Source organism: Corynebacterium sp. (assembly GCF_030532325.1).
GTDB lineage: Bacteria > Actinomycetota > Actinomycetes > Mycobacteriales > Mycobacteriaceae > Corynebacterium.
On the sequence record NZ_JAUNLS010000009.1, the window covers coordinates 1 to 20,653 of the forward strand.

At 66.4% G+C, this 20,653-nt stretch carries 18 protein-coding genes and 1 pseudogene; 6 read left to right on the plus strand and 13 right to left on the minus strand.

Going from position 1 to position 20,653, the window contains the following annotated elements; genetic code table 11:
* Positions 1-276 precede the first annotated feature (276 nt).
* The 5 genes from rlmB to Q4E25_RS06295 are packed head-to-tail and all read right to left on the minus strand — an operon-like array spanning position 277 to position 4,467.
* On the minus strand, positions 277-1,227 hold the full coding sequence (gene rlmB, locus Q4E25_RS06275; protein ID WP_303155256.1) for a 23S rRNA (guanosine(2251)-2'-O)-methyltransferase RlmB: 951 nt from the start codon (positions 1,225-1,227) through the stop codon (positions 277-279).
* A gap of 11 nt (positions 1,228-1,238) precedes the next feature.
* Positions 1,239-2,654, minus strand: a complete 1,416-nt coding sequence (gene cysS, locus Q4E25_RS06280; protein WP_303155258.1) for a cysteine--tRNA ligase — start codon at positions 2,652-2,654, stop codon at positions 1,239-1,241.
* Entirely contained in the window at positions 2,651-3,130 is a 480-nt protein-coding gene (ispF, locus tag Q4E25_RS06285) for a 2-C-methyl-D-erythritol 2,4-cyclodiphosphate synthase (RefSeq protein WP_303155260.1), read from the minus strand. Before ispF ends, cysS begins: the two co-directional genes overlap by 4 nt.
* A gap of 22 nt (positions 3,131-3,152) precedes the next feature.
* Positions 3,153-3,911: a 2-C-methyl-D-erythritol 4-phosphate cytidylyltransferase gene (gene ispD / locus Q4E25_RS06290; RefSeq protein ID WP_303155263.1), complete on the minus strand. Its 759-nt coding sequence runs from the start codon at positions 3,909-3,911 to the stop codon at positions 3,153-3,155.
* On the minus strand, positions 3,883-4,467 hold the full coding sequence (locus Q4E25_RS06295) for a CarD family transcriptional regulator (protein ID WP_303155265.1): 585 nt from the start codon (positions 4,465-4,467) through the stop codon (positions 3,883-3,885). Before Q4E25_RS06295 ends, ispD begins: the two co-directional genes overlap by 29 nt.
* 226 nt (positions 4,468-4,693) lie before the next feature.
* On the opposite strand from Q4E25_RS06295, the gene Q4E25_RS06300 reads away from it, so the two are divergent.
* Positions 4,694-5,281, plus strand: a complete 588-nt coding sequence (locus Q4E25_RS06300) for a hypothetical protein (protein ID WP_303155267.1) — start codon at positions 4,694-4,696, stop codon at positions 5,279-5,281.
* 105 nt (positions 5,282-5,386) lie between these two features.
* Positions 5,387-6,763 carry a DNA repair protein RadA gene (radA, locus tag Q4E25_RS06305; protein ID WP_303155268.1) on the plus strand — a complete coding sequence of 459 codons (1,377 nt, stop codon included), beginning with the start codon at positions 5,387-5,389 and terminating at the stop codon, positions 6,761-6,763.
* Between the two features lie 3 nt (positions 6,764-6,766).
* Here the strand turns inward: radA and Q4E25_RS06310 are convergent, their stop codons facing one another.
* Both Q4E25_RS06310 and Q4E25_RS06315 read right to left on the minus strand, forming a co-directional pair.
* On the minus strand, positions 6,767-7,489 hold the full coding sequence (locus Q4E25_RS06310; protein WP_303155269.1) for a hypothetical protein: 723 nt from the start codon (positions 7,487-7,489) through the stop codon (positions 6,767-6,769).
* A gap of 61 nt (positions 7,490-7,550) precedes the next feature.
* A complete protein-coding gene (locus Q4E25_RS06315) occupies positions 7,551-8,177 on the minus strand; it encodes a carbonic anhydrase (RefSeq protein ID WP_303155271.1) in 627 nt (208 codons plus the stop codon).
* Between the two features lie 42 nt (positions 8,178-8,219).
* Here Q4E25_RS06315 and Q4E25_RS06320 point away from each other — a divergent pair.
* Positions 8,220-9,080 (plus strand): annotated as a pseudogene (locus tag Q4E25_RS06320) (A/G-specific adenine glycosylase).
* Here Q4E25_RS06320 and Q4E25_RS06325 read toward each other — a convergent pair.
* Together Q4E25_RS06325 and Q4E25_RS06330 are read right to left on the minus strand one after the other, a co-directional pair.
* Positions 9,077-10,339, minus strand: a complete 1,263-nt coding sequence (locus Q4E25_RS06325; protein WP_303155273.1) for a threonine/serine exporter ThrE family protein — start codon at positions 10,337-10,339, stop codon at positions 9,077-9,079. The pseudogene Q4E25_RS06320 and the gene Q4E25_RS06325 overlap by 4 nt on opposite strands.
* Before the next feature lie 29 nt (positions 10,340-10,368).
* Positions 10,369-10,542 carry a DUF4236 domain-containing protein gene (locus tag Q4E25_RS06330; RefSeq protein WP_303155276.1) on the minus strand — a complete coding sequence of 58 codons (174 nt, stop codon included), beginning with the start codon at positions 10,540-10,542 and terminating at the stop codon, positions 10,369-10,371.
* A gap of 81 nt (positions 10,543-10,623) precedes the next feature.
* On the opposite strand from Q4E25_RS06330, the gene Q4E25_RS06335 reads away from it, so the two are divergent.
* On the plus strand, positions 10,624-11,883 hold the full coding sequence (locus Q4E25_RS06335) for a lipase family protein (RefSeq protein WP_303155278.1): 1,260 nt from the start codon (positions 10,624-10,626) through the stop codon (positions 11,881-11,883).
* 94 nt (positions 11,884-11,977) lie between these two features.
* Here the strand turns inward: Q4E25_RS06335 and Q4E25_RS06340 are convergent, their stop codons facing one another.
* Positions 11,978-14,728 (minus strand): ATP-dependent Clp protease ATP-binding subunit, encoded by a 2,751-nt coding sequence (locus tag Q4E25_RS06340; protein ID WP_303155280.1) that lies wholly within the window; start codon positions 14,726-14,728, stop codon positions 11,978-11,980.
* Positions 14,729-14,996: 268 nt separating this feature from the next.
* Here Q4E25_RS06340 and Q4E25_RS06345 point away from each other — a divergent pair, with 268 nt between their 5' ends.
* Positions 14,997-15,542, plus strand: a complete 546-nt coding sequence (locus Q4E25_RS06345) for a CAP domain-containing protein (RefSeq protein ID WP_303155282.1) — start codon at positions 14,997-14,999, stop codon at positions 15,540-15,542.
* Positions 15,543-15,887: 345 nt separating this feature from the next.
* Here Q4E25_RS06345 and Q4E25_RS06350 read toward each other — a convergent pair whose 3' ends face one another.
* A complete protein-coding gene (locus Q4E25_RS06350; RefSeq protein WP_303155284.1) occupies positions 15,888-16,346 on the minus strand; it encodes a DIP1984 family protein in 459 nt (152 codons plus the stop codon).
* 127 nt (positions 16,347-16,473) lie between these two features.
* Between Q4E25_RS06350 and Q4E25_RS06355 the strand changes: the two genes are divergently transcribed.
* Positions 16,474-17,907 carry a serine/threonine protein kinase gene (locus Q4E25_RS06355; RefSeq protein ID WP_303155287.1) on the plus strand — a complete coding sequence of 478 codons (1,434 nt, stop codon included), beginning with the start codon at positions 16,474-16,476 and terminating at the stop codon, positions 17,905-17,907.
* Between the two features lie 30 nt (positions 17,908-17,937).
* On the opposite strand, the gene Q4E25_RS06360 is transcribed toward Q4E25_RS06355, so the two are convergent.
* Together Q4E25_RS06360 and lysS are read right to left on the minus strand one after the other, a co-directional pair.
* The gene (locus Q4E25_RS06360) at positions 17,938-18,516 is read right to left on the minus strand and encodes a hypothetical protein (protein WP_303155289.1); all 579 of its coding nucleotides are present in this window, start codon (positions 18,514-18,516) and stop codon (positions 17,938-17,940) included.
* A gap of 312 nt (positions 18,517-18,828) precedes the next feature.
* Entirely contained in the window at positions 18,829-20,406 is a 1,578-nt protein-coding gene (lysS, locus tag Q4E25_RS06365; RefSeq protein ID WP_303155290.1) for a lysine--tRNA ligase, read from the minus strand.
* Positions 20,407-20,653: the final 247 nt, after the last annotated feature.

Consider the following 20,653-nt stretch of genomic DNA (forward strand, 5'->3'; position numbering starts at 1 on the left):
TCGTGTATCTGGTCGGCCCGAAGTAGACCTGAGCTAAATGCACCAACTCTTCGGCTTCGCGCTTACTGCAGCCGGCCTCCTCCAACTGGGCGGCCGATAGCCCGGCTGCGCCCTGGATGATGGCCATGCCCGCGGCCTGCGCGGCGAGATACGCCTCTAACTGTTCGTTCATGACCCCGAGGCTAAAGACAGCCGTCAAGCACGCACCAGAGAAAAATCTGCGCGAGAGGCAAAACTGTGGATAACTCACGCGATGTGCGGAGTTATCCACAGGGGCTAGTCGGCGGCCGCGCGCCGCTGCCGCGCGAACTCCGAGAGCACCGCGCCCGCCGCGACGGAGGCGTTGAGGGACTCCACCCACGGGGTCATCGGGATCGACATGATGACATCGCAGTTCTCCCGCACCAGGCGGGAAATCCCCTTGCCCTCGGAACCGATGACGATGACCACCGGGTCCGTACCGCCCTGGTAGGAATCCAGGGTGTGCTCCCCACCGGCGTCCAGGCCCACCACCTGGTAGCCCGCCTTCTGAAACTCCTGCACGGTGCGCGTCACGTTGGTCACCCGGGCCACCGGCAGGCGCGCGGCCGTGCCCGCCGAGGTACGCCAGGCCACCGCCGTCACCGAGGCCGAACGGCGCTCCGGAATGATCACGCCGTGGCCGCCAAAGGCCGCCACCGAGCGGATCACCGCGCCGAGGTTGCGCGGGTCGGTGATGTTATCCAGCACCACGAACATGCCGGGCTCCTCCGACTCGCGCACGCGGTCCATCAGCTCGTGGACCTCCGCGTACTTGTAGGGCGGAATCTGCAGCCCGATGCCCTGGTGCATGCCGTTGCCGGTCATGAGGTCCATCTCGTGGCGCGGGACCTCGAGGATGGGGATGTTGCGGGAGTTGGCAATCGCCACGGCCTCCGAGAGGCGGTTATCGTTGCGGGTGCCCTGCACAATGTAGAGCGAGGTGGCCGGCACCTTGGCGTGCAGGCACTCCACCACGGGGTTGCGGCCCACGACCATCTCCGCGGTCTCCTTGACGTGGCGCCCGGAATCGCGGCGCTCGCGCAGCTTCTTCGCCTTGTGCTTGGCGTGGTAGATGCGGTCCTCCGCCTTAGGCGTGGGCCCCTTGCCCTGCAGGCCCTTGCGGATCTGCCCGCCGGAGCCCTTGGTGGCGCCCTTCTTGTTGCTCTTGCGCGGCCCTGCGCCGCCGCGCCCGTGAGTACGTGCCATGAAACTCTTCCTTAGTGCTTGTCCGCTAAGGACCAGGTAGGCCCGTCGGCGGTGTCGGTGATCGTGATGCCTGCGGCGGCGAGACGGTCACGGACGGCGTCCGCGGTGGCCCAGTCCTTCTCCGCGCGGGCGTGGGTGCGGCGTTCCAGCTCCGCCTGGACCAGTGCGTCCAGGGCTGCGTCCGCCATGCTTTCCGACGCCCCATCTTTCCACCCCTCATCCAAGGGATCAAAGCCCAGCACCGCGGCCATGGCGCGCACGGAGGAGGCGAGCTGGAGGGCGGTGGGGGCGTCGCCAAGCGAAAGTGCTTTGTTGCCCGCGCGGACGGTGTTGTGAATCTCCGCCAGCGCCTTGGGCACGGCGATGTCGTCGTTCATGGCCTCTTCGAAGGCGGACGTCCACTCGCCGATTTCGACGTCCTCGAACTTGGTGAGGAAGTCCTCGATGCGGCGGTAGCCCGCGGCGGCCTCGGTGAGTGCGGCCTCGGAGTACTCCAGCACCGAGCGGTAGTGCGCGGAGCCCAAGTAGTAGCGCAGCTCCACCGGGCGCACGAGCTCCAGCATGTTGTTAATGGAGAGCACGTTGCCCAGGGACTTCGACATCTTCTCCCCGGCCATGGTGACCCAGTGGTTGTGCATCCAGTAGTTGGCAAACTTGTCGCCCGCAGCGTGGGACTGCGCCATCTCGTTCTCGTGGTGCGGGAACTGCAGGTCCAGCCCGCCGCAGTGGATGTCGAAGTTGGCGCCGAGGTAGTAGGTGGACATGGCCGAGCACTCGAGATGCCAGCCGGGGCGCCCCCGGCCCCAAGGGGTGGGCCAGGAGGGCTCGCCAGGCTTGGCGGCCTTCCACAGGGCGAAGTCCTGGGGGCTGCGCTTGCCGCGCTTGAGGTCCTCGGGGTCCTCGCCCTGCTCCATCTCCTCGATGCGGTTGCCGGAGAGCGAGCCGTAGTCGGAGCCCTCGGCGGCGTTCCAGGCGGCCACGTCGAAGTAGACGGAGCCTTCGGCGGCGTAGGCAAAGTTGGCGTCGATAAGCCGCTGCATGTACTCGACCATCTGGGTGACAAAGCCCGTCGCGCGCGGCTCCACCGAGGGCGGCAGCACGCCGAGGGTGTTGTAGGCCTTGGTGAACTCGCGCTCGTAGGTGGAGACCCATTCCCACCAGGGGCGGCCGTTCTCGGCGGCCTTGGTGAGGATTTTATCGTCGATGTCGGTGACGTTGCGCACGAAGGCCACGTCCAGGCCCTGGGCCAGGAGCCAGCGGCGCAGGATGTCGAAGGCTACGCCGGAGCGCAGGTGTCCGATGTGGGGCTGGGCCTGCGGGGTGGCACCACACAGGTAGATGGACGCGTGTCCTTCCCGGACGGGCACGAACTCGCGCTGGGTACGGGTGGCGGTGTCAAAAATGCGTAAGCTACTCACCCGTCTCATTCTAAAGGACGCCACACCACCGCCGTGGCCACCGCCGCGCGGCCTTCCTTGCGCCCGGTAAAGCCCAGGTGATCGGTGGTGGTGGCGGAGACGGAGACCGGCGCACCGAGGATTTCGCTGAGCACCTTCTCTGCCTCCTCGCGGCGCGGGCCCATCTTGGGGCTCTGCCCCACCAGCTGGGCGGCGGCGTTGCCGATGACAAAGCCGTGGGATTCCAGTAGCTCGCGGCACTCGCGCAGCAGGCGCTCGCCGGAGACGTTGTCGTATTCCTTGCGGCCCACGCCGACGAAGGAGCCGAGGTCGCCGAGGTTGGAGGCGGAGAGGAGGGCGTCGACAAGAGCGTGGCTGACCACGTCCCCGTCGGAGTGGCCCTCGCAGCCGTCGACGTCCTCGAAGAGCAAGCCAGCGATCCAGCAGGGCTTGCCGGGCTCGATCTGGTGGGCGTCGGTGGCAATGCCTACGCGCGGGATGATCATGGCGGGTTCCTTAGGGTCGAACTTAGAGGTCAAGTGCGTTGTTATCGAGGATCGCGCTAGCCAGCGTGAGGTCGATGGGCGTGGTGATCTTGAAGGCGAGGGGATCCCCCTCCACGGTGCGCACGGGCACGCCGAACCATTCCATGAGGCTGGCGTCGTCGGTGGCGGTGAAGTCCTGCTGGCCAGAGAAGTAGGCCTGGTTGGCACGGGTGAGGGTGGCCAGGTCGAAGGCCTGCGGGGTTTGCACCGCGCGCAGCTGGGAGCGGTCCGGGGTGGAGACCACCACGCCGCCCTGGCTGGGAGATTTTGCGGCAGGGCGAACCACCTTGATGGTGTCCGCCACCGGCAGCACCGGGATGACGGCGGGCGCGCCCGCCAGCACGGCCTCGGCCACCCGCCGAATCATCGCAGGCGGGGTTAGCGCGCGGGCGGCGTCGTGAATGAGCACCACGGCATCGTCCACGCCCTGTGTGGCAGCGACCTGCAGCCCCGCCCACACAGAATCCGCGCGCTCGCCGCCACCGTGCACGAAGGTGATGGGCAGGCGGAGCTCGTCGAGGATGTCGCGGGCCAGGGCCTCCATCTCGGGGCTGACGGTGACCACGAGGCTATCGACAATCCCGGACTCTTCCATCGCGCGCGCGGAGCGCTCCAGCAGGGTGCGCCCGTGCAGGCCCACGTAGGCCTTGGGCACCTGCGCGCCTAGGCGCGTGCCCATCCCCGCGGCCGCGATGAGCGCGACGACGTGCTTTCTAGTCTTCGTCGTCGAAGGAGAGGTCATCGAGATCGATGTCGTTGTCCACGTCGGTGGTCACGGACTTGTCATCCACCAGGCCGGCGGCGCGGTGGCGCTCAATGGTGGCGTCGATTTCTTCCATCATGGTGTCGGCCTTCTTCTCATCGACCGGCTTGGCCAGCGCCAGCTCGCCGACGAGGATCTGGCGGGCCTTGGCCAGCATGCGCTTCTCGCCGGCGGAGAGCCCGCGGTCCTGATCGCGGCGCCAGAGATCGCGCACGACCTCGGCCACCTTGTTGATGTCGCCGGAGGCCAGGCGCTCCTGGTTGGCCTTGTAGCGGCGGGACCAGTTGCCGGCCTCTTCAACGTCAACCTCACGCAGCACGGAGAAGACCTTTTCCAGGCCCTCCTTGCCCACGACGTCGCGCACGCCAACCATCTCGACGTTCTTGGAGGGCACGCGGACGACGAGGTCAGACTGGTTAATCTGAAGCACCAAGTACTCCAGGGTCTCGCCACCCATCTCACGGTTTTCGATTGCCGTAATCTTGGCTGCACCGTGGTGCGGGTAGACGACGACCTCTCCGACCTTAAATTCCATTGCCACTCCTTTGTGGATCCACTGGTGGGCGTATATACAGGGGATCGATTCTAGCATGGCGCGATCCGCGCAAAGCAGAGCCTCAGCCTGGCCGGGAAAGACTACCCCCGTACTACCCCGCCTGCTGTCCCAGGGGTTATCTGGAAACTGTGTACTTGCGCCCCAAAGGGACTAGGCTAAAGCGTTGATAAGCTTTGTGATCGCAATCTGATGGAGGACACTCAAAGTGCAGTCCCTGAAGTCCGCCGCCCGTCGCGGTGCCATTATGTCCGTTACCGCCCTCTCCGCGCTGGCGCTGGCTTCCTGCTCGGCAGGTCATGTAACCCAGACCTCGGACAAGGTTGCTGCGGTTGACGGCTCTTTTGCCAGCACCGAAGACGGCAAGGTGGCCGTCCGCGACGTCACCATTCAGGTCGAGCCGGACTCCGGCAAGACCTCCCTGAAGTTCGCCGCAGTTAACTCCGGTTACGAGACCAGCGCTGTCACCCTGGATTCCGTCACTGTTGATGGCCAGGAGGTCGTCCTCACCGGCGCTACCCCGATTGCTCGTGATCAGTCCCTGGTGGCTGACTCCGCCGAGAACCTCGAGGCCATGCCGATGGACAAGAAGAACAAGAACGTCACCTACGTGACCACCTCCCTGGAGAACCAGGACTTTGGCTACTCCGGCGCCCGCCCGGTGAAGTTCGAGTTCTCCAACGGCACCATCGAGTTCAACGCCCCGGTCTCCGCCACCCCGCTGAAGTCCGGCCAGTTCAACCGTGACGCCACCTCCACCGAGGGCTACACCACTGAAAGCGCTCAGTCCCACTAAGCCCCGCGCACCCGCACGCTTTTATGCCCCCGCAGCAGCCAGCATCGGCGCTGTTCGGGGGCTCTTTTACTGTCGATGTCCTGGCGGTGTCTTAGTCTTAGAGCCATGGCTAAAAAGTCCCGTCCCGTCCACACCTGCTCCGAGTGCGGTTTTGTCTCCCCCAAGTGGCTCGGCCGCTGCCCCGAGTGCGGCTCGTGGGGCACGCTGCAGGAATCCGCGCCCGCGCCCACCGGCTCCGCCGCCCAGGCCGCGGTGAGCGGGCAACTGAGCAAGGGGCTGACCCCCACCAGCCCGGCGCAGCCCATCACCGCCGTGGCGGCCAGCGCCACCAGCAGCCTCACCACGGGCATCGGGGAGCTTGACCGAGTGCTGGGCCGCGGCATCGTGCCCGGCTCCGTGGTGCTCATGGCCGGGGAGCCGGGCGTGGGCAAGTCCACCCTGCTGCTGGAGGTGGCCTCCCGCTGGGCGCAGCTGGGGCGCACCGCGCTTTATGTGACCGCGGAGGAGTCCGCTGGCCAGGTCCGCGCCCGCGCGGAGCGCACCGGCGCGCTGCACGAGACCCTCTACCTAGCCGCGGAGTCCAACCTGGACGTGGTCTTCGGGCACGTCGAGCAGCTCAAGCCCAGCCTCATCATCGTGGACTCTGTGCAGACCATGCACGCCGCGGGCGTGGAGGGCGTGGCCGGCGGCGTGGCCCAGTCCCGGGCGGTGACCGCCGCGCTGACCACCCTGGCCAAGACCACGGGCATCCCGGTGCTGCTGGTGGGGCACGTGACCAAGGACGGCAACGTGGCAGGCCCCCGTGTACTGGAGCACCTGGTGGACGTGGTGCTCAACTTCGAGGGCGACCGCCAATCCTCCCTGCGCATGCTGCGCGGCATGAAGAATCGCTTCGGCGCCACCGATGAGGTGGGCTGCTTTGAGCAGACCTCTGCCGGTATCCGTGAGGTGGCGGATCCCTCCGGCCTCTTCCTCTCGCACCGCGGCAGCACCCCGGATGGCTCCGCGGTGACCGTGGCGATGGACGGCGTGCGCCCCATCCTGGCGGAGGTTCAAGCCCTCACGGTGGATCCGGTGGCCAAGAACCCGCGCCGCGTGGTCACGGGGCTGGATGCCAACCGTGTGCCCATGGTGCTGGCCGTGTTGCAGGCCCGCGCGGGCCAGCGCACCAACGATAAAGACGCCTACGTGGCCACCGTCGGCGGCATGCGCATCGTGGAAACCGCCACCGATCTCGCCGTGGCGCTGGCCACGTGGTCCTCGCTGCACGAGAAACCGCTGCCGCCCAAGACGGTGGTCATCGGGGAGGTGGGCCTGGCAGGCGAGCTGCGCCGGGTGCCCAACCTGGACCGTCGGCTGGCGGAGGCCGCCCGCCTGGGGTATCGCCACGCCATCGTCCCCCGCGGCGAAGTCGAGGCACCCGGCATCCGCGTGCAGCAGGTCTCCACGCTGGCAGAGGCCATTGCGGCGCTAGAGAGCTAGGCGCTAGTAAAGGTTGAAGGGGGTGGCATCGGAGTAGTTCTCCCCGATCACCGTGTGCAGGAAGTAATGGCCGGGCTCGGCCGGGGCGCGGTCGGTGCACTGGCCCTCCGCGGAGCGCAGGCGGGACCAATCGGCTTGGAAGCGGCGGGTCTCACCGGACTTGAAGGTCAGCTCCCCGGTCTGCACCGAGGGGTAGCAATCGGTATCGGCCCAGATGCGCTCGTTGGAGCCCATCTTGTAGACCTCAAAGCGCAGCTTCTGCTCATCGAGGTTGATCTGGCAATCCGCCGCGGTGGGGTTGAAGGCCTCCATGTAGAAGGAGGGGAGGTCCCCGGGCTGGAAGCCGTCCTGGCTGGTGCTGGCGACGATCTCTAGATCGTTGACGTCACAGGTGGTACGCGCCGGATCGATAGCCTTGGAGGGCTCAGCGGGCGTGCTCTCCGATTCGGAGGCGGCGGCCTCAGAAGACGACTCCGCCGCCTGCGTGGTGGAGGACTCGGCAGCCGTAGACGTCGTGGGCTGCGCGGAGGAGCTGGTCGGCGCGGCGGCCTGGGTGGAGGTCTCCGCGGCGGTCGGCGCGGCCTTTTCCTCCTTGCCACCGAAAAGCGCCACGGCCGCCACGATGAGCACTACAACGAGCACCAGCAGGGCCGCCAGCGCCGCCACGCGGCGGCGCACGTAGATTTCCTGCGGCAGCTTTTTGGGGTGTCGTTGCGGTTCAGTCACGCCCTTTAGTTTACGGGTGGCGCAGTGCATGGCCCGCACACACCGCGCCCGCGTGTCAAAACTAGCTCACGCCGTGCAGCACCACGGTCTCCACCGCGGAATCCTCCAGGCGGTAGCGCAGGCCCACGACGCCGAGCGTGCCGGCGTCGAGAAGCCTGCGCGCGGCCGGGACACCGTCGATGATCTGGGAGACCGTCTGCTTGGTGTTCTCGCGCTCGAACTCCTCGCGGGAATCACGCCCGTCGCGGCGGGCGGCCAGCGCAGACACCGCGACCTGCTCGATGATCGGGCGCTGCAGGCCCGTGGGCAGGCCCATCTTCTCATCCAGGAAGTCCGCCGCCGCGCCCACCGCGCCGCAGCTCTGGTGACCCATGACCACCAGGAGGTTGGCGCTGAGGTTTTCCAGGGCGTAGTCCAGGGAGGCCATGACCGCCTGGTCCAGGATATGGCCGGCGGTGCGGATGACAAAGGCATCACCAAAGCCGATGTTAAAGACGTGCTCGATGGGCGCACGGGAATCGGAGCAGGCCAGCACGATCACGCGCGGGTTCTGGCCCTTGGTCAGTGCGGCGCGCTGGCGCGCGTCCTGGTTGATAGAGAGAGGATTGCCGCTGACCAGGCGCTGGTTGCCCTCCTGGAGGGCCTCCCACACCTTCTGCGGATTTTGAGGTACATCACTAAGAGGCATAATGCCCAGCATAGTCCCCGTACCCGTAGACTCTTTACACCGATGGATACCCGCGCAATACTTGATTGGTTCGATGGCGCCGAGCGCCCCCTGCCCTGGCGGCGCCCCGGCACAAGCGCGTGGGGCGTGCTGCTCAGCGAGGTGATGAGCCAGCAGACCCCGGTCGCGCGCGTGGCCCCGGTATGGGAGGAATGGATGCACCGCTGGCCCACGCCCGCGGAGTTTGCGGCCGCCTCCCGCGCCGAGGTGCTGCGCGCCTGGGGCAAGCTGGGCTACCCGCGCCGCGCGCTGCGCCTGTGGGAGTGCGCGCGGGTCATTGGTGAGGGGCCGGTGCCGGAGGACGTCGACAAGCTGCTGGCCCTGCCCGGCGTTGGGGAGTACACCGCCCGCGCGGTGGCGTGTTTCCACTACGGGCACAACGTGCCGGTGGTCGATACCAACGTGCGCCGAGTGGTGGCCCGCGCCGAGCACGGCAACTTTCTTGCGCCCCAGCCCTCCAAGCGGGAGCTCGCCGAGGTCGAAGCCCTGCTGCCCGCGGAGAATGGGCCGCGTTTTTCCGCCGCCCTCATGGAGCTCGGGGCGCTGGTGTGCACCGCGAAGAATCCGGACTGTGCGGCCTGCCCCATCAAGGAATCCTGCGCGTGGCAGCTGGCCGGCTGCCCGGAGCCCAGCGAGGAGGAAGCTACCCGCGCGCGCAAGCGAGTGCAGAAGTTCGTGGGCACTGACCGGCAGGTGCGTGGCTTGCTTCTCGACGTCCTCCGCGGCACCGAGCACCCCGTGCCGCAGTCCGCCCTCGACGCGGTGTGAGAGGACGCCGCGCAGCGCTCCCGGGCGCTGGCCTCGCTGCTTGAGGACGGCCTCGTGGAACAAAACTCCGCCGGCCTGTTCCACCTTCCCCACTAGCTGGTGGTCTGGCGGTGGGAGAAATCGATGAGGTGGCCCAGCGCCCAGTCTTTATCGGTGAGCAGCCGGGCGAGGATGAGCCCGCAGCCGATGGCCAGCACCGCCATGCTGGCGGTGGCGAGATCGCTGACCGCCTGGTCCATGTCCCCGACGTTGAGGTGATAGACCGTGCGGAACATCGAGGTGCCCGGGATCATGATGACTGAGGCCGGCACCGTGGTGGTGATGCGCGGCAGGTGCGCGCTGCGCGCGGCCACCGCGCCGAGCAGGCCCACCACCAGGCCACCGATGAAGGCCGCGATGTAGTGGGTAAAGCCGGCCTCGATAAGCCCCAGGCGCACCATGTTGGCCACGGTGCCTACCGCCGCGGCCACCAGCACCATGCGCCGCGAGGAGTTAAAGAGGAAGGCAAATCCGGCGATGCCCACGAAGCTGGCCACCGCGGCGGCGGCGAACCACTCGGGGCGCGGGTGGGCTGCGGCCGGGGTGGGCTCAAGATCCGTGAACCAGCTGACCACCGCCACGGAGAAGGTGGCGGCCACGATGACGGTCAGCGCGTAGGTCAGGCGCGAGAGGCCGGAATCGAAGTCGAAGCGCGCGAGGTCGATGATCGCAGAAAACAGCGGGAAGCCCGGCACGAGGAAGAGCACCGCGGCGACGTAGCCGGAGGAAAACTCCGCTGGGTCCGCCAACTCGAGGGCGGCGAGGAGCTCCGTGGTGAAGAAATACAGCAGGCTGGCCACCGTCCCGGCGGCCACGATGCAGCCCAGTTGGTGCACGTGGCGGCGCTGCAGCCACCAGCGGGTGGCCTGCCCGCCGGCCGCGGCCAGCGCCACCAGTGCCACGGCGTAGGCCGGAAAGAAGTTGAGCACGGCAAAGGCCGCGCAGGCCACGGCGGCGGCCAACGCGAGCACCCAGCCGCTCCAGCGCTTGCGCACGTGGGACTCGATCTCGTCGAGCATACCGTCGATCTCCTCGGCGCTCATGCCGTAGTAGAGGTGACGGTGGGTGAGATCCTCGAGGGCTTCGATGCGGGAGGCATCGACAGCCGGCGAATGCTGCTGGGAGACGACCGTGCGGAAGTCGCGCCCGCGATGGAAGGTGCAGGTGATTTGGGTGACGCCCACGTTGGCGTCGAGGCGGTCAAAGCCCAAGGCGCGCGCGGCGCGTTTCATGCCGCGCAGCACCCGGTAGCCGGACGTGCCTGCCCCCATGAGCATCATGCCCAGGCGCAGGACGACGTCCGCTTCGTACCCCATACGAACATAGTCGGTGCTGGGGCGGGGGCTCATTTGCGCCAACGACCCCGAAAGGTCAGGCCACCGGGGAGGTTGACCCACACGCCGCCGCGGGAGTTGAAGGTCACCGGGCCGATCTTCTTAGACATCGAGGCGCCGGAGCCGGAGACGTTGACCCAGCTGTCTTTGCCGATCTTCTTGCGTTTCCGAAATTGCAAACCCATGCAGGCCAGCATAGCGCAGGAGGGCCTGCCCACTCCGCATTCCAGCGTGCAGCGGCACGCGGTGGGCTACTCTATCGATTCATGAAAGTTCTCTCACGCCTTCATTCTCTCCTTGCCGGCGCCTGTCTCAGCGCCGCTGTGGTGTGCTCACCCGCGCTGGCCAGCGCCCAAGCACCAGCCGCCGAGCCCGCGCCCGCTGCGCAGCCGGGCAGCGTGGTGGGCTCCTGGCCCACCAGCCACCCCGGGTCCAGCCGCGGGGTCACGGCCACCAAGATCCACTACGCCTCCACCCTCATGGACGGGCGCCCCACCACCGTCAGCGGGGTGGTCTTTGAGCCCTCCGCCCCGTGGTCCGGCCCCGGTGAGCGCCCCACCGTCGTCTTCGCGCCCGGCACCCGCGGCGCTGGTGACCAGTGCGCGCCCTCCAACGCCGGCGGGCAGACCAGCGGCTTCGCCCTGGGCCCGGCTAAGCAGCTGACCTATAACGCCAACTACGAGTACCCCTTCTTCCAGACCGCCGCGGAGCGCGGCATCCGCGTGGTGGTCACGGACTACATCGGTCTGGGCACGCCCGGCTACCACACCTACGTCAACCACATCGAGGAAGCACATGCGACTCTCGACGCCGCCCGCGCCGGCCTCCGCTTCGCCGGTGCCAGCCCGGATGCCCCGGTGGGCTTTGCCGGCTACTCGCAGGGTGGCGGCGCTGCCGCCGCGGCCGCGGAGTTCGCGGCCAGCTATGCGCCGGATCTCAACGTCAAGGGCACCTACGCTGGCGCCCCGCCGGCGGATCTCCACCAGGTCATGAAGGCGGTGGACGGCTCCGCGATTGCGCACGTGCTGGGCTACGCCGTCAACGGCTACTCGGCGCGCAGCGCGGAGTTCTACAACGAGATCGTCCCGGAGATGAACGCCCGCGGGCGGCAGTTCCTCAACAGCGCCGCGCACGCCTGTGTCAGCGACTCCGCCGCCACGTGGGGTTTTACCCGCACCGAGCAGCTGACCAAGAGCGGCGAGTCCTTCTCTGCGCTTCTCAGCCGCAAGCCGACGGCCTCCCGCATGCTCGCCGAGCAAAAGCTGGGGCAGCATCCGCTCAACGCCCCGATGATGGTGGCCAACTCCCCGCACGATGATCTCATCCCCTACGAGCAGGCCCGCATGATGGCCGGCGCCTACTGCGCGCAGGGCGGCACCGTGCTCTTTGAGGCGACCAACCCCGTGGACATCCTGCCCAAGACCGGCACCAACCACGCCGTGCCGATGTTCTCCTCCATGCCGCGCGGCCTGGACTACCTCATCGAGCGCTTCCACGACGTCCCCGCGCCCAGCAACTGCATGTAATCAGCGCAGGCAACGCAGAAACGACGAAACGCCAGCTCCCCTTTCGGGTGCTGGCGTGTGTCTTAGCCGTGGGCCTCGACGGCAGGCGGGCTGCTTAGAGCGGCTGGCCTGCGCCGGCCGGCGGGGTGCCGCCGTCCTCCTCTCCAGACTCGCCCTTCTCGGGAACGTCAGGGCTTACGGTTTCGGGGCCGTTGCCGTCGGTGCCTTCGGGCCCCTCGGAGCCGTCGGTGACGGCCGGGGTGTCCTCGGTCTCGCGCACCTCGGTGTCCTCCAGCTCGGTGGCCTCATCGAAGGTTCCCTCCGGCAGCGGGCGCGGACGCGGACTGAAGGTGAAGGTGGCCTTGGAGTTGTCCTTGGACTCGCCGTCCCAGTTCTCCACGTCCACGGTGATGATCTCGCCGGCACCGATCTCGCCGAAGAGGATCTTCTCCGACAAGGCGTCCTCGATCTCGCGCTGGATGGTGCGGCGCAGCGGGCGGGCACCCAGCACGGGGTCGAAACCGCGCTTGGCCAGCAGGTCCTTGGCCTTCTGGGTGAGCTCGATGCCCATGTCGCGCTCCGCCAGCTGCTTGGCCACGCGGCCGGTGAGCAGCTCGACCATCTGCACGATCTGCTCCTGGGTGAGCTGGTGGAAGACCACAATCTCATCGATACGGTTGAGGAACTCAGGGCGGAAGTGCTTCTTGAGCTCGTCGTGCACTTTGTTCTTCATGCGCTCGTACTGGGCGTCGGAGTCAGTCTCCGCGGAGCCGCTGAAGCCCAGGCCCACGGCCTTGGAGATGTCCTGGGTACCCAGGTTGGAGGTGAAGATGAGCACGGTGTTCTTGAAGTCCACGATGCGGCCTTGGCCGTCGGTCAGGCGGCCGTCTTCCAGCACCTGCAGGAGGGTGTTGTAGATCTCCTTGTGGGCCTTCTCGATCTCATCAAAGAGCACCACGGAGAAGGGCTTGCGGCGAACCTTCTCGGTGAGCTGGCCGCCCTCCTCGTAGCCCACGTATCCCGGAGGGGCACCGAAGAGACGGGAGGCAGTGAAGCGATCGTGGAACTCGCCCATATCGATCTGGATGAGGTCATCATCCGAGCCGAAGAGGAAGTTAGCCAGGGCCTTGGACAGCTCCGTCTTACCCACACCGGAGGGGCCAGCGAAGATGAAGGAACCGGAAGGACGGCGCGGATCCTTCAGGCCAGCGCGGGTGCGGCGGATAGCGCGGGAGACGGCGCGCACGGCCTCGTCCTGGCCAATGATGCGCTTGTGCAGCTCCTCCTCCATGTTGAGCAGGCGGGAGGATTCCTTCTCCGTGAGCTTGAGAACCGGGATGCCGGTCCAGTGCGCGAGGACCTCAGCAATCTGATCCTCGCCAACCTCAGCGATCTCCTCGAGGTCACCGGAGCGCCAATGCTTTTCCTTCTCAGCGCGCTCCTCACCCAACTTGCGCTCCTTATCGCGCAGGCCGGCGGCCTTCTCGAAGTCCTGGGCGTCAATGGCTGCTTCCTTTTCCTTACGGACTTCCGCGATGCGGTCATCGACCTCACGCAGGCCCTCTGGGGCGGTCATGCGCTTGATGCGCATGCGGGCACCGGCCTCATCGAGCAGGTCCACGGCCTTATCCGGCAGGAAGCGATCATTGATGTAGCGATCAGACAGGGATGCCGCGGCCTTGAGTGCCTCATCGGTGTAGGAGACGCGGTGGTGTGCCTCGTACTTATCGCGCAGGCCCTTGAGGATGAGGATGGTGTCCTCCAAGGAGGGCTCCTCCACCTTGACCGGCTGGAAGCGGCGCTCCAGCGCGGCGTCCTTCTCAATGTGCTTGCGGTACTCATCCAGGGTGGTGGCACCGATGGTCTGCAGCTCGCCGCGGGCCAGCTTGGGCTTGAGCAGCGAGGCGGCATCGATAGCGCCCTCGGCAGCACCCGCACCCACCAGGGTGTGGATCTCATCGATGAAGAGGATGATGTCACCGCGCTGGTTAATCTCCTTGAGCACCTTCTTCAGGCGCTCCTCGAAGTCACCACGGTAGCGGGAGCCAGCCACCAAGGATCCCAGGTCAAGCGAGTACACCTGCTTGTCCTTGAGGGTCTCCGGGACCTTGCCGTTGACAATGTCCAGGGCCAGGCCCTCAACGACGGCGGTCTTACCCACGCCCGGCTCACCGATGAGCACGGGGTTGTTCTTGGTGCGGCGGGAGAGCACCTGCATGATGCGCTCGATTTCTGATTCGCGGCCCACGACCGGGTCCAGCTTGCCGTCACGGGCAGCCTGGGTGAGGTTGCGGCCAAACTGATCCAGCACCAGCGAGTTGGAGCGCTCGCCGCTGCCACCGCCGGCGCCGCCGCGACCGGAAGCGGCGCCAGCGCCCACCGGGCCGCCACCCTGCTTCTGGTTTCCGCCATCGCCGTCACCACCGCCCTCGTAACCAGAGAGCAGCTGGATAACCTGCTGGCGCACGCGCGGCAGGTCCGCGCCGAGCTTGGTCAGCACCTGGGCAGCAACGCCCTCACCCTCACGGATGAGGCCGAGCAGCAGGAACTCGGTGCCGATGTACTTGTGGCCCATCTGCAGACCCTCACGCAGGGAGAGCTCCAGGACCTTCTTGGCGCGCGGGGTAAACGGGATGTGGCCGGTGTGCGGCTGGGATCCCTGGCCGATGATCTCCTCGACCTCACGGCGGACATCCTCCAACGAGATACCCATCGACTCCAGCGCCTTGGCTGCGACACCTTCGCCCTCGTGGATCAGGCCCAGGAGGATGTGCTCGGTGCCAATGTAGTTGTGGTTAAGCATGCGTGCCTCTTCCTGCGCCAGAACAATGACGCGGCGGGCACGGTCAGTGAACCTCTCGAACAATGCCTTTACCTCTTTCGCTACTAATGTGTCACCCACTCTAACGCGCAGCGCGGACATGCCATCCCAGGTTTTGCGCCCATTCCCGGCAAATACCCCGTTTACCCAGCTCAGGGCACTGTACGCCGGTAGCGAACAGCCCCGATACCCCCATGCTTTACAATGGATGTGCTCTTTACTCTCCCCCACACCCTGTACCGCGGCTACCTCCCCGGCTCCCCCTCCGCGTGGTTTATGCCCCTGGACAGGGTGAGAACAAAACAGGAAACCCATGCCCTCTATCAACTTCAATTTCCGCGATCTCCCCCAGATTCTCGGCGCCCTGCTGACTCTCATCATGCTCATCGTCGGCATCATCACCGGCACCAACGGCATCAACAGCGACTCCTCGTTCACCCCGGACTCCAACAACTCCGCCCCAGAGTCCAATAATTCCACGACCACCCACCGGGTCACCCAGGCCGAGCTGATCGACGCCCTCAATCGCTACCGCTCCCAGCACGGTCTGAGCCAGCTCAAGACTCTGCCAGCTCTGAACAATCTGGCGCAGGACTGGGCCAACCAGATGCGCGATACCCAACGGCTTTCCCACCGCCCGGCCTTTGCTAACTACTACCCCAGCGGCTGGAGGAGCGCCGCCGAGAACGCGCTGCAGAACTACCAGGACGCTGATGCCAATGCTCTCATCCAGCAGTGGCACAACTCCCCCGGCCACCGCAGGAACATGCAGAACCCCAACAGCACGCACGTGGGCGTGGGCATTGCCTACGATTCCCAGGGCAAGGTGTGGGCTGTGCAGAACTTTGCGGAGTACTAAACCCGCGGCGCCCAGCCACCGTGTGACGATTTAAAGTCCCCGTACCCAACCCTCCCCCGCTTCCGGGCATTTCCCAGCGTGACGGTAGTAATCCATATTCCGTCACGGCTCTTCGCCTGATAATCGCGTAATCCGTACAAACGGGATTATATGATGTGGCAAGAGTCGAACTGCCAGCCCCTCCCGTTGAAGCGGGGGCGCCTTACATGGTCCTTGTGTCTAGGCCCAAGGGTGCCTTTCACGCTCGGCCGAAACGCGTCTTCCGCGAGGTACCGACTTTTCTTCAGTTTTCTTTTCCCTCTAGCTTTCCCGCTAGTTTCTCTCTAGCTTTGTTGCTCGGCTCTGTTAGAGCCCCTGGACTTCCGTCAACCAGTTCTTCTGCTGAATGCGGGTGTCAAGCTTGCGGAAATCCCGGGAGAGCTGGTCGGCCTTCGCGTGCAGCTCCTTGACGTCGAGCACCGAGATGTAGCGCAGCTCGTTGCGGGAGTAGCGGTCCTGCCGGGTGGAAGAGGCGGCGGCAAGCTCGGTGTAGAAGCGGCGGCGCTGGAGGAGGTTGTCGCGCTCAATGAGGGCGTCGGCAAGCGTGGCACCGTCGAACTCCGTGGCCGCGTTGGTGGCGTTGATGGCGCGCACCAGCTGGCGGTGCCGCTGATAGATGGCCTCAATCTCCTTGAGGAGGGCCTGCGGATCCTCCGCGGGCTCGTCGCCTTCCTGGATGCGGGCGGTCTGGCGCAGGCGCTCCTTGAGCTCGTGGATGCGGGCCTGCGCCTCGGCGCGCTCCGCCAATGCTTCTGCGAGATACATGCCCCATAGGTTAATTATTCGGATAAAAGCAGGCAATAGCCCCGCAATAAAGTTGCCTAGACCACTGTGACCTTTAAGATAGGTGCATTGACAAGCACTCATCTCTATCGCATGAAGGATGTAGCCCGTGACTTCCCTGCCCGAGTTTTTCCGCACCCAGCACAACCTGAACCAGCGTGCGGTGCTCGATGAGTCCAACGAGTCCACACTCTTCCTCACGGAAAACCCCGCCGGCGAGCAGTTCCTCGTGGAGCTGTTCTCCCCGCAGACCCGCGGCGCACTGCAGCAGGCGCAGGCCGCCGGCCAGCTGCACCACCGCTACATTGCTCCCCTGGTGGGCACCGGCACCACCGCCCAGGGCCAGGAGTTCTTGGTGCGCCGCGCGCTGCCGGGTGAGCAGCTAGGCACGGTGCTCGGTGGGCTCAACCAGGAGGCGGCCACGGCGGTCTTCGGGCCGCTGGCCCAGGCGGTGGACTACCTGCTGGGGCAGAACCAGGCAGGGTTTGCCGCACATGCGCTCAACCCCAACCGCATCATCGTAACCAACCATCGCACGGGCGCCTACCTGGCCAGCGCGGGCCCGGCCGGTGCGCAGCCGCAGCGCGCGGAAAAGTCCCAGGTGCTGGGCCAGTTTGCGCAGATCGTGCGCCGCGCCCACCCGCAGCTGGCGCAGCAGGAGTACTCCTCCGCCGGCGCGGTGCTCGACGCCCTGCGCGGCTCCCACCGGCCCAGCCAGCAGGACTACACCACCCAGCAGATCCCGCGCGTCAACGCCCCGGCCCCGCAGCCGCACGCCCAGCACCACTTCGGCTCCCCCAACCCGCAGCAAAACAACCAGTTCCAGCACAACCAGCAGAACCAGCAGCCGCAGCAATTCGGCGCGCCGCAGCAGGGCCCACAACAGCCCCCGCAGCAAGGCCCGCAGCCCGCGCCCCAGCAGGGCCCGCAGCAGCCGCCGCAACAACAGCCCCAGCAGTATGGCCCCAACCAGGGCTTCGGCTACGGCATGCCGCCGCAGCAGCAACAGCAACCGCAGCAACAGCCGCAACAGTTCCCGAACAACGGCGCTGAGGGCGGTCCGCAGAAGAAGTCCAACAAGGCCACTATCATCGCGCTGTGCGCGCTGCTAGCTGTCATCCTCATCGCCGGCGGCGGCACGGCGTGGTTCCTCAAGTCCCGCCCGGCCTGGAGCGACGAAGAGCAAGCGCTGGCGGATGCCTACCCGCAGCTGGTGGGCAACCGCAGCGGCGACAGCGGCTTTGGGGACACCACGTGCTCTTCCCGCGAGCCGGAAGCTGGCCAGGTGGCCAAGATTTCCTGCACGGGTGAGGACTTCAGCTACGCCATCGCCGGCTTTGCCAGCGTGGATGACCGCGACGCCGCCGTGCCCTCCTTCGACCCGGTCACCCTGGGCAACGACACCTGCGAGCTGGACAGCTACGAAATCGAGGGGGATGAGCCCACCTACTTCATGGCCGTGGACGGCGAATCCGAGGCCTTCCTGGTGTGGGGCCCCGATGCGGAGAACGCCCGGCTGAACCTGCCGGTGTGCGGGGGCTAGACGCGTATCCGCACCTAGAAAATCACTCGCCTAGAAGATCACCACGGCCTGCTCGCCGTTGGTGCACATCCGGCGGCGCTCGGAATCCTTGGGCCAGCCCTCCAGCACCCCGGTGCGGCACTGCCAGGAGCCCTGCAGGCGCGAACCACCCGCGGCGTACTGGCTGGCCGCCTCGAGGCCGGCCGGGCAGTTGGTGCCCTCCGCCGCCGCGTAGACCCAGCCGTGCTCGTTGCCGCTCGGGGTGACTTCGCCGCACATGGTGCCGGGGCTGGCCTTGCCGGTGGAGTCGGGCTTTTGAGGGAAGGTATCCGAGTAGTACTCGCCGCCAGCGACCTTGAAGTGGTGGCCTTCGTAATTCACAGAGAAGGTGCCGTCTTTATCCGCCAGGAAGTCCTTGTCCCCGATGCGCACGGCCTCACCGGCGTTGAGCGTGATGTAGTCGACGGGCTCGCCGCCCATCTTCACCGAAGGGTAGAAGCCGCGGGATTCACTAAAGCCCACGGAGTTGGCGCGCCACTCCGGCAGGCCCACCTGGGGCACGTAGGGCGGATCGGCGTAGTCGACGTCGCAGATCGGGGCTTTCTCATTGGCCTGCACGAAGCAGCGCACGCGCCCGTCGGGGCTTTGAACTCCATAGGTGATGATGGTGGAGTGGGCCTTCGGCGCGACCTTAAAGCCATCCTTATCGCGCTCACGGATCCCCGAGTCTCCCTCCGTGGGCCGAGGAGACTTGCTGTTGCTCGGCGCCGTGCTCTCCGAGGCCCCACCGCCGTGCCCGCTGCTCCCTGCCGCGAAGGAGGGTTCCTTTGCCCGTCTCAGCCGTAGGAGAAGGGGAACACCCCGCCAGCAGTGCTGCCGAGGTGAGAAGGGAGAGGAAAAGAGGGCGGTGTGTCATACCCTCAATGGTAGAGCGCCTAGCGCTTACTTGGCCTCCGGCTTGACCAACGGGAAGAGCACGGTCTCACGGATGCCCAGGCCGGTCAGGGCCATGAGCAGGCGGTCCATGCCCATGCCGGCGCCACCTGTCGGCGGCATGCCCTGCTCCATGGCGGCCAGGAAGTCCTCATCCAGGACCATGGCTTCCTCGTCACCGCCGGCGGCCAGGCGGGCCTGATCCTCGAAGCGCTCGCGCTGGATGACGGGATCGATGAGCTCGGAGTAGCCGGTGGCCAGCTCGAAGCCACGCACGTACAGATCCCACTTTTCGGTGACACCGGGCTGGGAGCGGTGCTGGCGGGTCAGCGGGGAGGTCTCCACCGGGAAGTTCTTGACAAAGATCGGCCCTTCCAGCTGATCCTCACAGAGCAGCTCCCAGATCTCCTCCACCAGCTTGCCGTGGCCCCAGCCGCCGTCCTTCGGCACGTCCAGGCCGATGACCTTGGCAATGCCCTTGAGGGTCTCCACATCGGTATCGACGGTGACCTCCGGCTGGCCGGGGAACTTGCGGGCCAGGGCCTCGTTGAGGGAGGGGTACATCTCAATCTCCGGCCACTCCTCGCCGCCAAAGTCATACTCGGTGCCATCAGCCAGCGTCACGGTGTGGGAGCCAAAGACGTTGAGGGCCACGGCCTGGATGGCCTCACGGATGGTGCGAGCGATGTCGTTGTAATCACCCCAGGCCTCGTAGATCTCCAGCATGGCAAACTCCGGGGAGTGCGAGCGATCCACGCCCTCGTTGCGGAAGTTGCGGTTGATCTCAAAGACGCGGTCCAGGCCGCCCACCACTGCCCTCTTGAGGTAGAGCTCGGGCGCGATGCGCAGGTAGAGGTCAATATCAAGCGCGTTGGAGTGGGTCACGAACGGACGCGCCGCCGCGCCGCCGTGCAGGGTCTGGAGCATCGGGGTCTCGATCTCCATGAAGTCCTTATCCTCCAAGTGGTGGCGCAGCGCGCGCATCACCTTGATGCGGGTCAGGGCGTTCTTGCGGGCATCCTCGCGCACGATGAGATCGTTGTAGCGCTGGCGCACGCGGGTCTCCTCGTTCATCTCGGCAAAGGAGACCGGCAGCGGGCGCAGCGCCTTGGAGGCCATGGTCCACGCGGAGGCCATGACGGAGAGCTCACCGCGGCGGGAGGCGATGACGCGGCCGCGCACGGAGATGAAGTCACCGAGGTCAACGTCCGACTTCCAGGCGGCGAGGCGCTCCTCGCCAATTTCTGCCAGGGAGAGCATGGCCTGGACCTGGGTGCCGTCGCCGTCCTGCAGGGTGGCAAAGCACAGCTTGCCGGTGTTGCGCATGAAGATCAGGCGCCCGGCGATGGCCACCTCAACGTCAGTTTCTTCCCCGGCGCGCAGGTAGGTCACGCCTTCCTCGCCTGCCGGCTCCTCGCCCTCGGGTACCACCTGGAACTGCGCACGCAGATCCTTGAGTCCAATAGTGCGGTCGATGGTCACCGGGTAGGCCTCGACGCCGGAGGCCAGCATGCGGTCGCGCTTCTCGCGGCGGATGCGCAGCTGCTCAGGGACGTCGTTTACTTCAGTATTCTTCTGCTCGCTCACGCAGACAAGGATAACGTATGCCGCGCTCACCGCGGTATTCAGCGTGAGCGTTGCGCCCGCGTGGGCTTCCACGCCCCTCCGCTGAGTGACACCAACACCGACGCTGAGTTTCACGATCTGTTTACTTGCGCGCCACCCCTAGGCCACGAATGCGCAACATCGATGGGGTTGCCTAGGAAGGTCCCTTTCGGACTCCGTTAGGCATGCCTCCCCGCGGCCGGATTCTTCCTCCGGCCGCGTCCTTGTG